General features: G+C 35.1%; 11 protein-coding genes and 1 tRNA gene. 9 read left to right on the top strand and 3 right to left on the bottom strand.

All coding sequences use genetic code 11. The features are described 5' to 3' along the window. The first annotated feature begins 98 nt into the window (after nucleotides 1-98). The 3 genes from ACIQ2L_RS01365 (at nucleotide 99) to dnaE (ending at nucleotide 6,032) form a co-directional block, all read left to right on the top strand. A complete protein-coding gene (locus ACIQ2L_RS01365) occupies nucleotides 99-815 on the top strand; it encodes a DUF6252 family protein (RefSeq protein WP_396155680.1) in 717 nt (238 codons plus the stop codon). 130 nt (nucleotides 816-945) lie between these two features. Then, the gene (locus tag ACIQ2L_RS01360) at nucleotides 946-1,287 is read left to right on the top strand and encodes an RNA recognition motif domain-containing protein (protein ID WP_396155679.1); all 342 of its coding nucleotides are present in this window, start codon (nucleotides 946-948) and stop codon (nucleotides 1,285-1,287) included. A 200-nt stretch (nucleotides 1,288-1,487) separates the two neighbouring features. Next, nucleotides 1,488-6,032, top strand: coding sequence for a DNA polymerase III subunit alpha (gene dnaE, locus ACIQ2L_RS01355; RefSeq protein WP_396155678.1), 4,545 nt, complete (start codon nucleotides 1,488-1,490; stop codon nucleotides 6,030-6,032). On the opposite strand, the gene ACIQ2L_RS01350 is transcribed toward dnaE, so the two are convergent. Continuing rightward, nucleotides 6,019-7,359, bottom strand: a complete 1,341-nt coding sequence (locus ACIQ2L_RS01350) for an O-antigen ligase family protein (RefSeq protein ID WP_396155676.1) — start codon at nucleotides 7,357-7,359, stop codon at nucleotides 6,019-6,021. The two genes, dnaE and ACIQ2L_RS01350, sit on opposite strands and share 14 nt — an antisense overlap. 184 nt (nucleotides 7,360-7,543) lie before the next feature. Here ACIQ2L_RS01350 and trxA point away from each other — a divergent pair, with 184 nt between their 5' ends. From trxA to ACIQ2L_RS01320, 6 genes are all read left to right on the top strand, one after another. Further along, on the top strand, nucleotides 7,544-7,861 hold the full coding sequence (trxA, locus tag ACIQ2L_RS01345; RefSeq protein ID WP_396155674.1) for a thioredoxin: 318 nt from the start codon (nucleotides 7,544-7,546) through the stop codon (nucleotides 7,859-7,861). Nucleotides 7,862-8,093: 232 nt separating this feature from the next. Then, nucleotides 8,094-9,032 carry a DUF58 domain-containing protein gene (locus ACIQ2L_RS01340; RefSeq protein ID WP_396155672.1) on the top strand — a complete coding sequence of 313 codons (939 nt, stop codon included), beginning with the start codon at nucleotides 8,094-8,096 and terminating at the stop codon, nucleotides 9,030-9,032. Between the two features lie 84 nt (nucleotides 9,033-9,116). Then, nucleotides 9,117-9,190: transfer RNA gene (locus tag ACIQ2L_RS01335), tRNA-Asp, on the top strand. Between the two features lie 308 nt (nucleotides 9,191-9,498). After that, nucleotides 9,499-9,747: a GIY-YIG nuclease family protein gene (locus ACIQ2L_RS01330; protein ID WP_396155670.1), complete on the top strand. Its 249-nt coding sequence runs from the start codon at nucleotides 9,499-9,501 to the stop codon at nucleotides 9,745-9,747. Between the two features lie 191 nt (nucleotides 9,748-9,938). Continuing rightward, nucleotides 9,939-13,256, top strand: a complete 3,318-nt coding sequence (locus ACIQ2L_RS01325) for a T9SS type A sorting domain-containing protein (RefSeq protein WP_396155668.1) — start codon at nucleotides 9,939-9,941, stop codon at nucleotides 13,254-13,256. 118 nt (nucleotides 13,257-13,374) lie between these two features. Then, a complete protein-coding gene (locus tag ACIQ2L_RS01320; RefSeq protein WP_396155666.1) occupies nucleotides 13,375-13,851 on the top strand; it encodes a hypothetical protein in 477 nt (158 codons plus the stop codon). Here the strand turns inward: ACIQ2L_RS01320 and ACIQ2L_RS01315 are convergent, their stop codons facing one another. After that, the gene (locus tag ACIQ2L_RS01315) at nucleotides 13,852-14,982 is read right to left on the bottom strand and encodes a glycosyltransferase (protein WP_396155664.1); all 1,131 of its coding nucleotides are present in this window, start codon (nucleotides 14,980-14,982) and stop codon (nucleotides 13,852-13,854) included. It abuts the gene before it with no gap. Further along, nucleotides 14,973-15,896, bottom strand: a complete 924-nt coding sequence (locus tag ACIQ2L_RS01310) for a hypothetical protein (RefSeq protein ID WP_396155662.1) — start codon at nucleotides 15,894-15,896, stop codon at nucleotides 14,973-14,975. The genes ACIQ2L_RS01315 and ACIQ2L_RS01310 overlap by 10 nt, the downstream gene beginning before the upstream one ends. Nucleotides 15,897-15,916 lie beyond the last annotated feature (20 nt).

Here is a 15,916-nt window from a genome sequence, read left to right as displayed (position 1 = left end):
TTAAACAGTTCTCCATTCATCGTTTTATATTAATTTTTTTATTTTTCATTGACTTTTTGTTTTAAAAAGTTATTTTTGTAAACAAATACGATTAAAAGATGAAAAGATTTTTGCCCCTACTACTACTTGTTTTAGCTTTTCCTTCTTGCCAAGAAGATGTGCGATTTAGTAATCCTGGTTTTCAAGCGCTTAAAGATGATGTTTTTTGGAGAGCCAATGATGCTAGAGCTTACATTTCCGAGACTGGTAAACTTACGATAGAAGCACTTACTGAATATGAGGTGCTTACGTTAAATACGGCTAGCGCTAATGTTGGAACTTATATCTTAGGAACCACCAACGCAAACAACACTGCATCCTATTCTTCAAACTTTGAAGGTGTAGAATTAGAATACGCAACAATTGCTGTTCCAGGTCCAGTTGCTGCTGTAGGTATTGTAAATGGAGGGACAGGCTATGTTAGCGCAAGTTCTGTTATAACAACTGGAGGTACAGGAAGCGGTTTAACAGTTAATATCACTGTTAATGTCTCTGGCGTTGTAACTGCAATTACACTCTCCTCAAAAGGGAGTGGTTATATGGCGGGTGATTTAATTACAGTTGCGGGTGGAAATGTTAACTGTAAATTTAGAGTGACTAATGTTCAAAACAGTAATGGGGAAATTCAAATAACCGAATATGACAATGTGAACTTTACGGTTTCAGGTAAATTTAAATTCAACGCAGCCAATGCAAATAACAGTCCTTTTGGTGGGCCAATTTTGAATTTCCAATATGGTGAATTTTATAAAATCCCAATATTTCCTTCAATATAATAACATAGATTTCAAAATACCTAAAGCCATCCTCGGATGGTTTTTTTGTTAACAATATAATAAAGTCCAAATTTATAACGGTTTACATTTTTTTTAACGTACATTTGTAGTCGAATTTTAAATAAATAATATGAACATTTTTGTTGGAAGTCTTCCGTTTAGTATTGACGACGCAGATTTAAGAGAGTCTTTTGAGGCTTATGGAACGGTTAATTCCGTAAAAATTATTACTGATAAATTTACTGGAAGAAGTAAAGGATTTGGTTTTGTAGAAATGGAAAATGACACAGAAGCTGAAAAAGCAATTCAGGAACTAAATGGTGCTACTGTTGAAGGTCGTACCATTGTGGTAAATAAATCTGAGCCAAAACCAGAAGGAGAAAGAAGAACGTATAATAACAACCGTTCAGGCGGTGGTGGTTATAACGGTGGTGGTAATTCTCGTGGTGGTGGAGATAGAGGAAGATACTAATCGGATAATCTAGATATACAATTTTAAAGCCATCTCAATTGAGGTGGCTTTTTCTTTTTTGTTGATAACTAAAGTTCATTTTCTGATGGCTAAAATGTAAATTTGGAAAATCCCAATAGTCAAATTCCAATCTCCAAATTGAGGTTCTGAAAATCCTTTCTTTTGGGATTTGGGATTTAATTTTTTGAAATTTTTAAAGTATGTATTTAATTTTTGATACCGAAACAACCGGATTGCCAAGAAATTGGGCAGCACCAATTACAGATACTACAAATTGGCCAAGATGTGTTCAAATCGCTTGGCAGTTGCACGATGCATTGGGAAATCTTATTGAGCATCAGGATTATTTAGTAAAACCAGAAGGATTTAACGTTCCGTATGATGCTGAAAGGATACATGGAATTTCTACCGAATTAGCTCAAGAACAAGGAATAGATTTACAAGAAGTTTTAGAAAAGTTCAATATTGCTTTGGCAAAAGCCAAATTCATTGTCGGTCAAAATGTTGGCTTTGATGTGAATATTATGGGTTGCGAGTTTCATAGAATGGGAATGCAATCTCCTATGAGTGCTATGCCTGTTTTAGACACCTGTACCGAAGTCACAGCATCTTTATTAAAACTGTCAGGGGGCCGTGGAGGAAAATTCAAATTGCCTACACTAACCGAATTACATCATTATCTTTTTGGTGTACCCTTTACAGAAGCACATAATGCCACTGCCGATGTTGAGGCAACGAGTCGTTGTTTTTTGGAATTAATTAATAGAGAAATTTTTACCAAGGAAGAATTAGATGTTACGGCTGATTATTTCAATAAATTTAGAGCGCATAATCCCCAAGAAATTCAACGTATTGGTCTGAAGCACATCAATCTTAAGAAAGCATCAGAAGAAATTAAGAAACAATTTCAAAAGAAAGAGGAAGTTGCAATTCCAACTCATGAAGAGAAACAAGTTCATCATACTTTAGCTGCTGTCGATTTTGTTCATCTACATAATCATACCCAATTTTCAGTATTGCAATCGACCATTAGCGTTGCCGATTTAGTGAAAGCGGCCGTTGCCAATAAAATGCCTGCAGTTGCCATGACCGATCATGCCAATTTGATGGGTGCCTTTCATTTTGTTCGCGATATTTTATACCATAATAAATCGGCTCAAGCCAAAAATAAAATAGCAGAAGAAAACGGAGAAACTCCAACAGAAACTATTATAAAACCTATTGTTGGCTGTGAGTTTTACGTTTGTGATGATTTAAAAGACAAATCAAGAAAGGACAATGGCTACCAAATTGTTTTTCTTGCCAAAACAAAAAAAGGCTATCATAATCTCGCTAAATTATCTTCCATTGCTTATACCGAAGGATTTTATTATGTGCCAAGAATTGATAAAAAAGCCATTCAGCAATATAAAGAAGACATCATTGTTTTGTCTGGTAATTTATACGGAGAAGTTCCAAGTAAAATTTTAAATATTGGTGAAATCCAAGCCGAAGAAGCGTTGCTTTGGTGGAAACAGGAATTTGGAACTGATTTTTATCTCGAGCTAATGCGACACAAGCAAGAAGATGAAAATAGAGTAAATGCTTCATTGATTTCATTGGCAAAAAAGCATCAAGTGAAAACCGTGGCAACCAATAATGTTTTCTACATCAATAAAGAAGATGCAAATGCTCATGATATTTTGTTGTGTGTGCGAGATGGCGAAAAACAAGCTACTCCAATAGGTCGCGGCCGAGGATATCGTTACGGATTGGATAATCAAGAGTATTATTTCAAGTCGGCAGATGACATGAAAAAATTATTTCACGACGTACCAGATGCCATAGCAAATACCGAAGAAATTGTCAATAAAATTGAAATTTTTGATTTGTCACGTGAAGTTTTGTTGCCAAAATTTGATATACCTTCTGAATTTTTAGATGCAGAAGACGAAGTTGATAAAGGAAAACGAGGCGAGAATGCTTTTTTAAAGTACCTAACGTATGAAGGAGCAAAGAGAAGATATGCTGAAATTACTACTGACCCGAGCGATAGCGAACGGGCGAAGCAAATTAGGGAACGAATCGATTTTGAGTTGCTTACAATAGAAAACTCAGGGTATCCAGGGTATTTTTTAATCGTTCAGGATTTCATTGCAGAGGCCCGAAAAATGGGAGTCTCTGTTGGTCCAGGACGTGGTTCTGCTGCGGGTTCAGTGGTGGCCTATTGCCTTGGGATTACCAACATAGACCCACTATTATACAATTTACTTTTTGAGCGTTTTCTAAATCCAGACAGGGTTTCTCTTCCTGATATCGATATCGATTTTGATGACGAAGGAAGAAGTAAAGTAATGGATTATGTAATTCAGAAATACGGTTCCAAACAAGTAGCACAAATCATCACATATGGAACCATGGCTACCAAATCGAGTATTCGTGACACGGCCAGAGTTATGGATTTGCCGCTTTTTGAAGCGGATAAAGTGGCTAAATTAATTCCGGGGTTAATGCCATCCAAATGGAATTTAGCCCGACTTTTATCCGAAGATGAAGCGATAATCAAAAAAGCATTACGTCCTGAGGAATTTGAAAGAGTAAAAGAATTAATTTCACTTTCAAAAGAAGGAAATTTATGTGCCGAAACTATAAATCAAGCAAAATTTTTAGAAGGAAATCTAAGAAACACTGGAATTCACGCCTGCGGTGTTATCATCACACCTAGTGATATTACCAATTTTGTCCCGGTTGCCACGGCCAAAGATTCCGATTTGTTTGTTACCCAATTTGACAACTCAGTCGTAGAAAGTGCCGGATTATTAAAAATGGATTTCTTAGGGTTAAAAACCCTAACATTAATAAAAGATACCGTAAAATTAGTAAAATACAGAACCGGAAAAGACCTCAATCCAGATGAATTTCCTTTAGATGATATAAAAACTTTTGAGCTTTTTCAGCGTGGCGAAACGGTCGGGATTTTTCAGTATGAAAGTGCTGGAATGCAGAAATATTTGAAAGAATTGAAGCCAACCGTTTTTGGCGATTTAATTGCCATGAATGCCTTATATCGTCCGGGACCAATTGCATATATTCCGAGTTTTATCAAACGGAAAAATGGAGAAGAAGCTATTACTTACGATATAGAAGCTTGCGAAGAATTGCTCAAAGAGACCTATGGAATTACGGTTTACCAAGAGCAGGTAATGCTTTTATCTCAAAAATTAGCTGATTTCTCCAAAGGTGATGCCGATGTTTTGCGCAAAGCGATGGGGAAAAAGCAGAAAGATGTTTTGGACAAAATGAAACCAAAATTCATTTCACAAGCAGAAGCCAAAGGACATGTAGCTGAAAAATTAGAAAAAATATGGAAAGACTGGGAAGCCTTCGCTGAGTATGCGTTTAACAAATCGCACTCCACATGCTACGCTTGGATTGCCTATCAAACCGCCTATTTAAAAGCCAATTATCCGGCAGAATATATGGCGGCAGTTTTATCAAACAACATGAGTGATATCAAACAAATTTCATTCTTTATGGAAGAATGCAAACGAATGGGATTAGAAGTTTTGGGTCCAGATGTGAATGAGTCATTTTATAAATTTACAGTAAATGATAACTATGCTGTTCGTTTCGGAATGGGCGCTGTTAAAGGTGTTGGAGCGAATGCAGTGGATACCATTGTTCAAAATAGAAATGACGAAAACTACAAATCGATATTTGATTTAGCTAAGAAAATTGATTTGCGTGCTGCCAATAAAAAAGCGTTTGAAAGTTTGGCATTGGCTGGTGGATTTGATTGTTTTCACAACACACATCGCGCACAATATTTCCACATTGAAGGTGAGGGAATTACGTTTTTAGAAAAAGCCATCCGTTATGGTTCTAAGTTTCAGGAGAATGAAAATTCTTCTCAAGTAAGTTTATTTGGCGATGCTAGTGAAGTTCAAATTGCCGAGCCAATTGTGCCTCCATGCGAAGAATGGAGCACGATGGAGAAATTAGCAAAAGAAAAAGAAGTGGTTGGTATTTATATTTCGGGTCATCCGTTAGACGATTACCGTTTTGAAATGAAATATTTCTGCAATAATAAATTAGAAAATCTCAAAAATCTCGAAAATTACATTGGGAAGACTCTAACTTTCGCCGGAATCGTAACCAATGTACAATACAGAACCGCTAAAAACGGAAAAGATTGGGCCATGTTCACTATAGAAGGCTATGATGAGAGTCATGAATTTCGAATTTTTGATGAAGAATATTTGAAATACCGACATTTTTTAATCAATAATCAATTTGTTTATTTTAAAGTGACCATAAAAGAGGGCTGGGTAAATCGGGAAACCGGAAAGAAATCAGATCCAAGAATTCAATTTGTAGATGTAAAACAATTGCAGGATGTGTTGCCTCAATTTGCCAAAAAGCTAAGTATTCAAATAGATATTAAAGAGTTGCATAAACAAAGTATTGAACTTCTGAATGCTGTTTTCCAGTCAAATAAAGGCGACAATACCGTAACTTTTGAAATTATGGAATACGATAAAATCGAAAAAAACCCCGAAATAGCAGTTCCAAAAATTGAAGATGTAGATTCGGAAAACTTTTATTTAGAAAGTCTTGAAGATGTTGAAATTGAAATTCCAGTTATAGAAATTGAAAAACAAACGATTACCAGAGTGACCCTTCCAAGCCGAAAACTAAAGATCAGTATTTCAAAAAACCTCCTCCAAGATTTGGAAAAAATGGGATTGAATTTTAAACTGAATTAATTTTGTCGTCTTTTTTAATGATTAAAAGAATCAATGCATAGATAAATGAAGGCGCTGCTACTCTCATTGCTGAATGGTTAATCGTCAGTATCCAAAAGACAAAAAAGCACACTTGGAAAACATTCTGATTGTTTTGGCCAAAGTTTTTTATGTTTTTTATGAATAAGATTACGGGCGTTATGATTACGATAAAAAGCAATATCATCCCTAAAATTCCCTGTTCGGCCAGTGTACGGGTTATTTCGCTATGAGAATTTATTGTTTTTCTTGATGCATGTCTTCTTATTTCCTTTCCTTTCCCTACGCCAACACCCAAAACCGGATTTTTTTCGAAAAGATAAATCTCGCTCCATGCAATGTCACTTCTGCCATTTATCTCTTCAGATTTTTGAAGTCCGTTAGGGTTTTGGTCCAGATACCGCATCCACAGAAGTCCATCAGTCTGAAAGGAAGTCAACCAAAAAACACTTATCAAAAGACATAAAAAGGCCGCTATTTTAACCTTGAATCCATTATATTGATGAAAGTTAATTAACAAGGCAAAAATAAAAATTAGGATAAGTGCCAGTCCCGTAATTGTTCCGCCTCTTGAAAAAGTAAGTAAGGTTCGATAGTAAATATAAATAAACAATAAGGTGTTTATAATTATAATTTTCCGTGAGGACTGAACCAAAAAAAGTCTTGTTGTAAAAACAAACATCCCCAATCCAAGTATGGTTGCAGTCTGATTTGGAGTATGGCCTCCTGATAAAATGTAATTGGATTCTGTAGAACCAATAATAAAATTATTCAGAGGGCATTTGAAAAAAAGATAAGCACTATACGAGATTACCGGCAGCCCAATACACAACAAAATAGTATTAATATTATTGAAAGTGATTTTCCTTTTATAAGTATATAATGAACATATCCCAAGGCATAATGAGCCTGAAATATTAAATAGGATGGTTGTTCGTATATTGAATTTTAAATTATCAATGGCAGTAATAACTCCGGGAACCAATAGCAAAAGATAAACCCAATAAGGGTTAGTCTTTTTTGGGATACGGTCATAAAGGAAGCCTATGATAATAAAAAACATTACAAAATATTTCCCATATTCATAGAACGGATTTCCGGCGGTGTTCCTCAAGAAAACTTCGCTTCCCAGAATGTAAGCTGCCGAAAACAATGCTTCGTTGTTTTTGTTTTTATTTGAAATGACAAAATACAAACCGACAACAACAATTACAACAGCATAAATTTTAGCAAAAAAAGGGAAAACAAAAATGAGGGCTCCAATGCCTAAATGTGCTATTATTATACTTATGTAATTTTTGTCGCGCATAAAAATAAGTAATGGACAAAAATAGAATTTAAAACAAAAGAAAGTTTTATTAATAGAAAATTAAATCAATAATCAGATTTTTAAATGAATGCATAGTCAAATCTGATTTTTTTTAACATAACCTTCTGAAATAAAATGCCTAATTTTGGCATCAAGTAAATACAATAATTTAAAAACATAAAATATGGCATTAGCAATTACCGATGCTACTTTTGATGAGGTAGTATTAAAATCAAATAAACCAGTAGTAGTAGATTTTTGGGCAGCTTGGTGTGGACCTTGCAGAATGGTTGGCCCGGTTATAGATGAAGTAGCAACTGAGTACGACGGAAAAGCCGTTGTTGGCAAAGTTGATGTAGATGCTAATCAAGAATTTGCGGCCAAATATGGTGTACGTAATATTCCAACAGTATTGATTTTCCAAAACGGAGAAGTCGTGGGGCGTCAAGTTGGCGTAGCTCCAAAGAAAACCTACACGGATGCAATCGATGCTTTGTTGTAATCAATAATCGCACAATACTTTAAAAGCCCAATCTCTTCATAAACGAGATTGGTTTTTTTTTAGGAGCAGCACATTTTCTTTTTTTAGGAAATCATCACCCGCTGTCCGCGCTACATGCCTGCCTGTTGGCAGTCAGGGTAGCTTGCTCCCATCGGGGCTAGATGACACCTTCATTTTTTTATAGATTTATATAAACTTCGTAAACCTTCAAAACTTTCTTTATATTTGGACTATGAAGATTGAAGAACAAAAAGAACTCGTTTCCGGATTTAAACATCTTGAATTGCTAGCCAATCAAGTGGTAGAAGGTTTTATTTCGGGCATGCACAAGTCTCCATTTCATGGATTTTCGGCAGAATTTGCCGAACACAAAATATACAATTCTGGCGAAAGCACCAAGCATATCGATTGGAAATTATATGCCAAAACGGATAGATTGTATTCCAAAAAATATGAAGAAGAAACCAATCTTCGATGTCATTTAATCATTGACAATTCCTCCTCAATGCATTATCCAAAACTACAAAGGGACGAACCTTTTTACCACAATAAAATTGGATTTTCGGTGTTGGCTTCTGCTGTTTTGATGAATTTATTAAAAAAACAACGCGATGCCGTTGGGTTAAGTATATATTCAGATATTTATGAGTATTATGCTCCCGAAAAAGGAAGCGACCGACATCATCGGATGATATTAAATAAACTGGAGGAACTTTTAGAAAAACCTAAAGTGTCTAAAAGTACCGATACAGTTACTTTTTTGCACCAAATAGCAGAGAAAATTCACCGCCGTTCCATGATTGTTTTGTTCACCGATATGTTTCATCCTGATGCTTCGGGAGGTAAAAATGAAGCGCTTTTTAACGCTTTACAACATCTAAAACACAACAAACACAAAGTGGTAGTGTTTCATGTTATTGATAAAAAAACCGAAATCAATTTCAATTTTGACAATGCGCCAAGAAAATTTATCGATTTAGAAACGGGTGAACAAATCAATATTTTTGCAGATACGATCAAAGAAGAGTATGAAAATAAGGTGAATGATTATTTCAAATCGTTAGCCATGACTTGTGCTCAAAACAAAATTAGGTATGTGCCAGTAGCCGTTGAAGACAGTTTTGAAACCATTTTGACTACCTATTTGGTTGAGAAACAAATGTTTGGTTAGAATTGTTTTTTAGACATTTATTTTTTAAAAAAATAGTTGCAGATTTCAAAAACGGTTGTATATTTGCAACCGCAATAACGCAGAGGTTTGGTAGTTCAGTTGGTTAGAATACATGCCTGTCACGCATGGGGTCGCGGGTTCGAGTCCCGTCCAGACCGCTTAATCCCGAAGCTTCGGGAGTGAAAAGGTTTTCAGAAATGAAAACCTTTTTTGCCCAAAATAAGAACTTAAAAAATTCTGTTTTTGGCTCCCAAAAAAGTATCAGAAATGCATTCAGTCAGGAAGTGAGTCATTCAAAATTAGTTGTGTTGTTTTGCTACGACTTTGTAACTCGTAGCGCGGTTTAGTAGTCTCGTCATAATGACGAGATGAAAAGCTAGGTTTAGTAGTTAGACCGATGAAAAGCTTTCTCGTTTTACAACGAGATGGCTTTTTTGCTTTTATGAGTCTTTATTTATAAAAATCTATGTTTTACACTTACATCATTTTTTCGGCAACCGTAAACGTTTATTACAAAGGATATACTTCAGATATTAAAAACCGAATAGAGTACCATAATTCTGGGAAAAGTCCATACACTTCTAAATCCAACGATTGGCACTTGGTTTTTTTTGTTGAATTTAAAACTAAGAAAGAAGCACTAATTGAAGAAAAGAGAATCAAGAAATTAAATAGAACTTCTCTCGAAAAACTTATTTCAGGATTTAAGACTTAATGTAGCACGGTTTAGTAGTCTCGTTCCAAAAGACGAGATGAAAAGCTTTCTCGTTTTACAACGAGATGGCTTTTTTGATTTAATTAGCTCATTACTCTTTCTAACATATTTAAAATTTGTACATTGCATTGCATTTTTGAAAGATAAAATCAAATTTGTACAACTGTCAATCAACCAAACCAATATTTAAAATGAATAAACTATTACTGTTTCTCGCTTTATTTTTTTCAACGTCTATTTTATTAGCTCAAAATTTTAATCAACCATCACAATTTAATAATGTTTGTGATGATAACAATGATGGATTTGCTTCCTTTTATTTAGATGGAGTTTCATTTGAAATTTTAGCTAATTTGAATTCTCAAAGTTATGTGATTACGCATCATGAAACACTAACTGAGGCACAAACTGGGACAAATGCATTATCTAGTTCTTATTTTAATATAATACCAACTACTCAAACTATTTTCGCTAGAATAGTTACTGTTGCTTCAGGACAAGTTACCATTATGCCTTATAATTTGAATGTAAATCCAATACCAGCAGCACCAACGCAAACAATTACAGCATGCTCAAACACTTTTCAATGTTGGGATTTAACCTCTGTTGTAGCTTCAATTACTCAAGGAATGACTGGATTGCCTGTCAGCTTTTATGAAACGGAATTTGATGCACAAGCAGGAATTAATCCAATTGTAAATCCGAGTTGTTATGCCAGTATTGCCTTACCAGCTAATCAACCACCTGTTTTTTATAGAGCAGAGAATGCCGTAACAGGTTGTTTTTCTATAGGAATTATAGAATTAATTACAATAGATTGCGGAGGTTCTACCTGTTCACCTCCAACAAATTTAACAACCTCCACTATAACTGAAACTACAGCTACTTTAGCTTGGACTAATTCAGATTCAATCACTCAATCTTCTATTTATATTGCTCCTGCTGGAAGTCCTCCACCGACAAACGATAATGCTGCCATTTTTGCACAAGGAAGTCCATATACTGTTGTTGGTTTGACCTGTGGTACGCAATATGATGTTTATATTCGAACGTATTGTAATTCTGTAAATTTAAGTTCATGGGTTCAAACTACTTTTTCCACAATGGCTTGTGTACCTCAAGCGGGTCAGCCAGTTGATTTAAGACAGTGTATAAATGAAAGTGGCTCAGCTTGTTTTGATATTTCTTCGAACACTGTTTTCATCATGAATACCTTAAATCCAACCGAATATACAATTACTTATCACAACTCGCAATCAGATGCTCAAAATGATGTTAATCCTATAACTCCTATAACGTCTTTCTGTGCTGCTACATCACAGGCAGTATTTGCCCGATTGGAAAATAATGCTACTCAAACTTTTCAAATATTGGGTTTCTCGCTTATTGTTGATACGTTTTCTAGTGTAGTAACCCCATTAAACAATATGCAGCAATGTGATGACAATAATGATGGTGTAGTTACTTTTGATTTAACCACTGTTCAGGCACAAATAAATACAACCAATACTTTAGAGTATTATCCGAGTTTGGCTAACGCTCAAAATCAAGTAGTGCCATTTAATAATCCTTCGGTTTTAAATATTGGAGTCCAAAATCAGTTCACAGCTGTTTTTGTTCGGGAAATTGTTCCTAATGGTTGTGACAATATTTATAGTTTCCAATTACAAGTTTTTGCCAATTGCAATATTGCATATACGTGTTCGCAAGCCAATTCCCTTTGTAATGCACTCGGAACAGTTTTTAATAATACTACAAATATACCGTCAACAGGAGCTTACGGTTGTTTGTTTACTACACCAAATCCAACGTGGTTTTACCTTCCAATAAGTCAGGCCGGAACGATAAATTTGTTAATTGAACAAGGGACAAGCCCAAATGTTAGCGCTCCTAATTTAGATGCTGATTTTGTGATTTTCGGACCGTTTACTGATCCAGTTACTCCGTGCAACGGACAATTAACAGCTAACAATATTATAGCCTGTAGTTATTCGGCTGCAGCTGTAGAAAATGCAATTATTACCAACGCACAACCCGGACAGTTTTATTTGTTAATGGTGACCAATTTTAGTAACCAATCGGGTTATATTAAAATATCAGAAGTATCTGGGTCTACCGGCGCAATTGATTGTTCTGGATTGAAATTGAATGCTTTTTTAGATGCCAATAGTAACGGAACACAAGACAACGGCGAGCAAAACTTCCCGTTAGGACAATTTACTTATGAAGTCAATAACAATGGAAATGTTCACAATATAGTTTCTCCAACCGGAATCTATACTATTTATGATACTAATGGTTCTAATTCTTATGATTTGAGTTATGCGATTGATCCAAATTACACCGCGTCGTATGGTATTACAACTCCCTCGTACAGCAATGTGAATGTAGTAATCGGCGGCGGAATACAACTCTATAATTTCCCAATAACCATAACACAACCGTATAACGATTTAGCCGTTAGTATTATTCCGGTAAATGCGCCAAGACCAGGATTCACTTATCAAAATAAAGTTGTGTATACTAATAACGGAAACCAAACCATAGCATCTGGAACAGTTACTTTTAATCATGATCCTTTGGTTTCAATCTTTGCGAATACACAAACCGGAACACTACCAATTACCAATGGATTTACCTACGGGTTTACAAATTTATTACCTTTTGAGTCAAGAGAAATGACGGTGTCTATGCAAATACCAACCATACCAACAGTAAACATTGGCGGATTGTTGACTAATACAGCGTCAATTGTTCCGCTTACTGGTGATGTAGTTCCGACAAATAATTCTACAAACAATACACAAATTATTATAGGAGCCTATGACCCGAATGATAAAATGGAAGCGCATGGAGGAAAAATTTTATATTCGACTTTTAACTCAAACGATTACTTAACATATACTATTCGTTTTGAAAATACAGGAACTGCTAATGCCGAAAATGTGAGAGTTAACGATGTATTAGATGCTGGTTTGGACAAGAGTACTATTAGAATGATAAGTGCCAGTCATCCTTATATAATGGATAGAGTGGACCGTGCAGTGAATTGGATTTTTAACGATATCCAGTTACCGCCATCAGTTTCAGATACAAACATCGGAAAAGGATACATAACTTTCCAAATAAAACCAATGCCAGGGTATGCTGTAGGTGATATTATACCTAATACCGCCTCAATTTATTTCGACTTTAATCCGCCAATTATTACCAATACGTTTACTACGGAATTTGTGCAACAATTGGGTGTAGGAGAATTCGAAAATGCCGATTTTGTTTTCTATCCGAATCCGGTTTCCGATATCGTAACGATTCAAGTGAAAAATGAGGGAACTATTGCCAATATTGCTGTTTACGATGTTTTGGGTAAAATGATTATGGCTCAAAAACCCTTCAATGCTTTATCAATCCAAACGCTCGATTTGTCTTCGGTTTCCAAAGGCATCTATCTTTTAGAAGTGACTACTGATACCAACCTGAAAGTAATGAAGAAATTGATAGTGGAATAAATTGAAAATTTTAAAATAACAAAGCCTTCTTCCGAGAAGGCTTTTCTTTTTTGGGCAAACTCTAGCTTCGTGAATATAATTTCTTATTTTTGAAACTATTAATTCGATTGAACCTTACATGAAAAAAGCGCTCGCTTTATTTTTACTAACCTTTTGTTTTTCCTGCCAATACTTGGAGAAGAAAGTACCTTCTGAACAAGAGTTACTCGACCAACAAATAAAAGAAATCAATTGGAATGAAGTTGATGAATATCCATCGGTTGCCGACTGTGAGAAACTGGCTGATGTTGCCCAACGCAAGCACTGTTTTTTCGAGTTTTTAACGGCAACGATTCAACAAAAATTGGCTGTGGATACACTTTCTTCCATGTTCCCAAAACTAGATACGATTGAAGTGAAAGTAACTGTTTTGCCAAATTCTGAAATGGAGTTTGAACCCCAATTCCCAAAAGATTCAGTAGCCTACGACACTATAAAAATAGATAGTATTCTTCATGCTCGCTTGGTGGATTTCCCAAAAGTGAATCCTGCGATTAAACGAGGTATTCCTGTAAAAACGCAATTTGTGTTGCCTGTTATTATTAAATCGGAGTAATTATTTTCTAAACGTTCTCCCTTTCCACCTAAAGCTTCCAAACAACGAATATATTCCAACCAAACTCGAGAATAAAGGATAAATAATGCTGCTTGAAATCGGCACAAAAAACTTTCCATTTCTTAAATATGAATTCGATTTATTAAGCAAAATATAATCAACAAGATATTTTACTAAAAAAATGATTAGGAACAGCCAATCAATATTCCCGCATAGTGTAAAACAAAAGCCAACAACCAAACTTATGTTCATCAGCAATACCATAACTGCCAAAAATTTAGCATAAGTACTACTGTAACTACTTGTTTTGCTAGCCCAACGAACACGCTGCATAAAGAGTTTAAACAAGTCGTTTTCGGGTTTTGTAGTAACGATGAAGTCATTATTTTTTAAATAGTGCACTTTTTCTAAATTGGCGCTAACTGCCTTTTGCAATAGCAAAACATCATCGCCGCTAGCTTTGTCATTAATTCCCCCAAAACCACCTATTTCAGCAAAGAAATTTTTGGTATAGGCAAAATTGGCACCATTACACATAAAGGGTTTTCCAATGCCAAAACTCCCAATAGTGGTTCCCTGCAAACTCATTAAATCCAACTGTTGAAAATGATGAAACCAATTGTTTTTAGTTTTATACATCACAGCACCGACAACCATTTCAGGATGGTTAGTCTGAATATAATTATCTAAAGTAAGCAACCAATTATTATTCACAATACAATCGGCATCCGTGGTAACAATCCAATCGTGTTTGGCTATGGGAATAGCTCTTGTCAAGGCATCTTTTTTAGGTGAATAGGAAAGATGAAGATTTTCTAAAAGTGTGGTGTCATATGACTCATGCGCCATTCGCCATTGGTTATAAACCCGAACAGAATTATCGTTAGAAAAATCATCCACCAACACAAATTGAATCAAATGTTTCGGATAGTGTAGTTGCGAAAGCGATGCTAAAAGTTTAGGCAAATCCTTTTCTTCATTTCTAAACGGAACTATAATCGTGAAAGCTGTTTTCGGTTGTGAATCAGTTACTTCAAAATAGTTTACTTTTTTAAAGCCCCAAATTAACTGGGCGATAAAAGCAGTATAAATAAATAAAATAACTACGAATACAATTGAAATTATTCCCATTTTGGTTTGAATTTAAGTACATAATAACTTCCAATAACAACTGGCAAAACCACATTTAAAAACCACATCAAGGTGGATATGAACACCACAATCCATTCGTTTACGCCTAATTTATCGAAGAAAAAAACCGCCACACTTCCTTTTACAGCAAAGTCTAAAAACTGAAAACTCGGCAAAGACGAAGCCAAAAAATAAACCGTCGCAATGGTTGCCATCATCGTTACATAAGGTAAATCTACATCAAAAGCGAGAAATAAAAAATAGTATTGATGCGAAAAAACCAAGTAACGGCAAACAGCTAGCAGATTATTTTTCTGATGAATTCGTTTGGGAATTTCGTTGATTTTGTGGATTAGTTTTTCTATAGAATATCCTTTTACTTTTATGTTTTTGGAGAGAAAAGAAAAAAGAATAATTAAAGTAGACAAACCGACAATAGCCAAAGCCCATTTCCAATAGCCATTAATAAAAAGGCCAATAGTTCCAAAAATGATAGTTAGAATCATTTGAATTCCGTTGCAGATGAGGTTCAAGAAAATGATTTTTTTAGTTTTCTTTTTATCGAAATACAATGCTTTTCCGGCGTATTCGCCTAACCCATTTGGCGTAAAAATCCCAGCCGTTAATGCTCCGAGAACTTGCTTCGTCGATTCGCCAAGTGAAATGGGTTTTAAAAAAGAAACCAGATTATGCCATTTTAAAATTTCTAAATACCGATTGGCAACACTGAAGGAAAGCAAAAATAAAGCTCCAGAAAACGATTGGTTATCATAAAGCAAACTGTGGAATTTTACCCAATCGAGTTTGTCATTATTGGCTAATTGATCGTAGATGAAATAAAAAGCAGCAGTTACAATCAAAAGTTTGATAATAAAAACGCCGAATTGCTTAGCTTTGTGTGAAATTGTAATCATTGTTGCAAAGAAACAAAACT

The organism is Flavobacterium sp., assembly GCF_044369455.1.
In the GTDB taxonomy this organism is placed as follows: domain Bacteria; phylum Bacteroidota; class Bacteroidia; order Flavobacteriales; family Flavobacteriaceae; genus Flavobacterium.
The sequence above is the reverse complement of the archived record's forward strand: the minus strand, read 5'-3'. Positions and strand labels throughout refer to the sequence as shown.

What these genes read in the sequence shown, in the direction of transcription:
- ACIQ2L_RS01365 (WP_396155680.1), top strand. Translation starts at nt 99, where the DNA reads ATGAAAAGATTTTTGCCCCTACTACTACTTGTTTTAGCTTTTCCTTCT.
- ACIQ2L_RS01360 (WP_396155679.1), top strand. Translation starts at nt 946, where the DNA reads ATGAACATTTTTGTTGGAAGTCTTCCGTTTAGTATTGACGACGCAGAT.
- dnaE (WP_396155678.1), top strand. Translation starts at nt 1,488, where the DNA reads ATGTATTTAATTTTTGATACCGAAACAACCGGATTGCCAAGAAATTGG.
- ACIQ2L_RS01350 (WP_396155676.1), bottom strand. Translation starts at nt 7,359, where the DNA reads ATGCGCGACAAAAATTACATAAGTATAATAATAGCACATTTAGGCATT.
- trxA (WP_396155674.1), top strand. Translation starts at nt 7,544, where the DNA reads ATGGCATTAGCAATTACCGATGCTACTTTTGATGAGGTAGTATTAAAA.
- ACIQ2L_RS01340 (WP_396155672.1), top strand. Translation starts at nt 8,094, where the DNA reads ATGAAGATTGAAGAACAAAAAGAACTCGTTTCCGGATTTAAACATCTT.
- ACIQ2L_RS01330 (WP_396155670.1), top strand. Translation starts at nt 9,499, where the DNA reads ATGTTTTACACTTACATCATTTTTTCGGCAACCGTAAACGTTTATTAC.
- ACIQ2L_RS01325 (WP_396155668.1), top strand. Translation starts at nt 9,939, where the DNA reads ATGAATAAACTATTACTGTTTCTCGCTTTATTTTTTTCAACGTCTATT.
- ACIQ2L_RS01320 (WP_396155666.1), top strand. Translation starts at nt 13,375, where the DNA reads ATGAAAAAAGCGCTCGCTTTATTTTTACTAACCTTTTGTTTTTCCTGC.
- ACIQ2L_RS01315 (WP_396155664.1), bottom strand. Translation starts at nt 14,982, where the DNA reads ATGGGAATAATTTCAATTGTATTCGTAGTTATTTTATTTATTTATACT.
- ACIQ2L_RS01310 (WP_396155662.1), bottom strand. Translation starts at nt 15,896, where the DNA reads ATGATTACAATTTCACACAAAGCTAAGCAATTCGGCGTTTTTATTATC.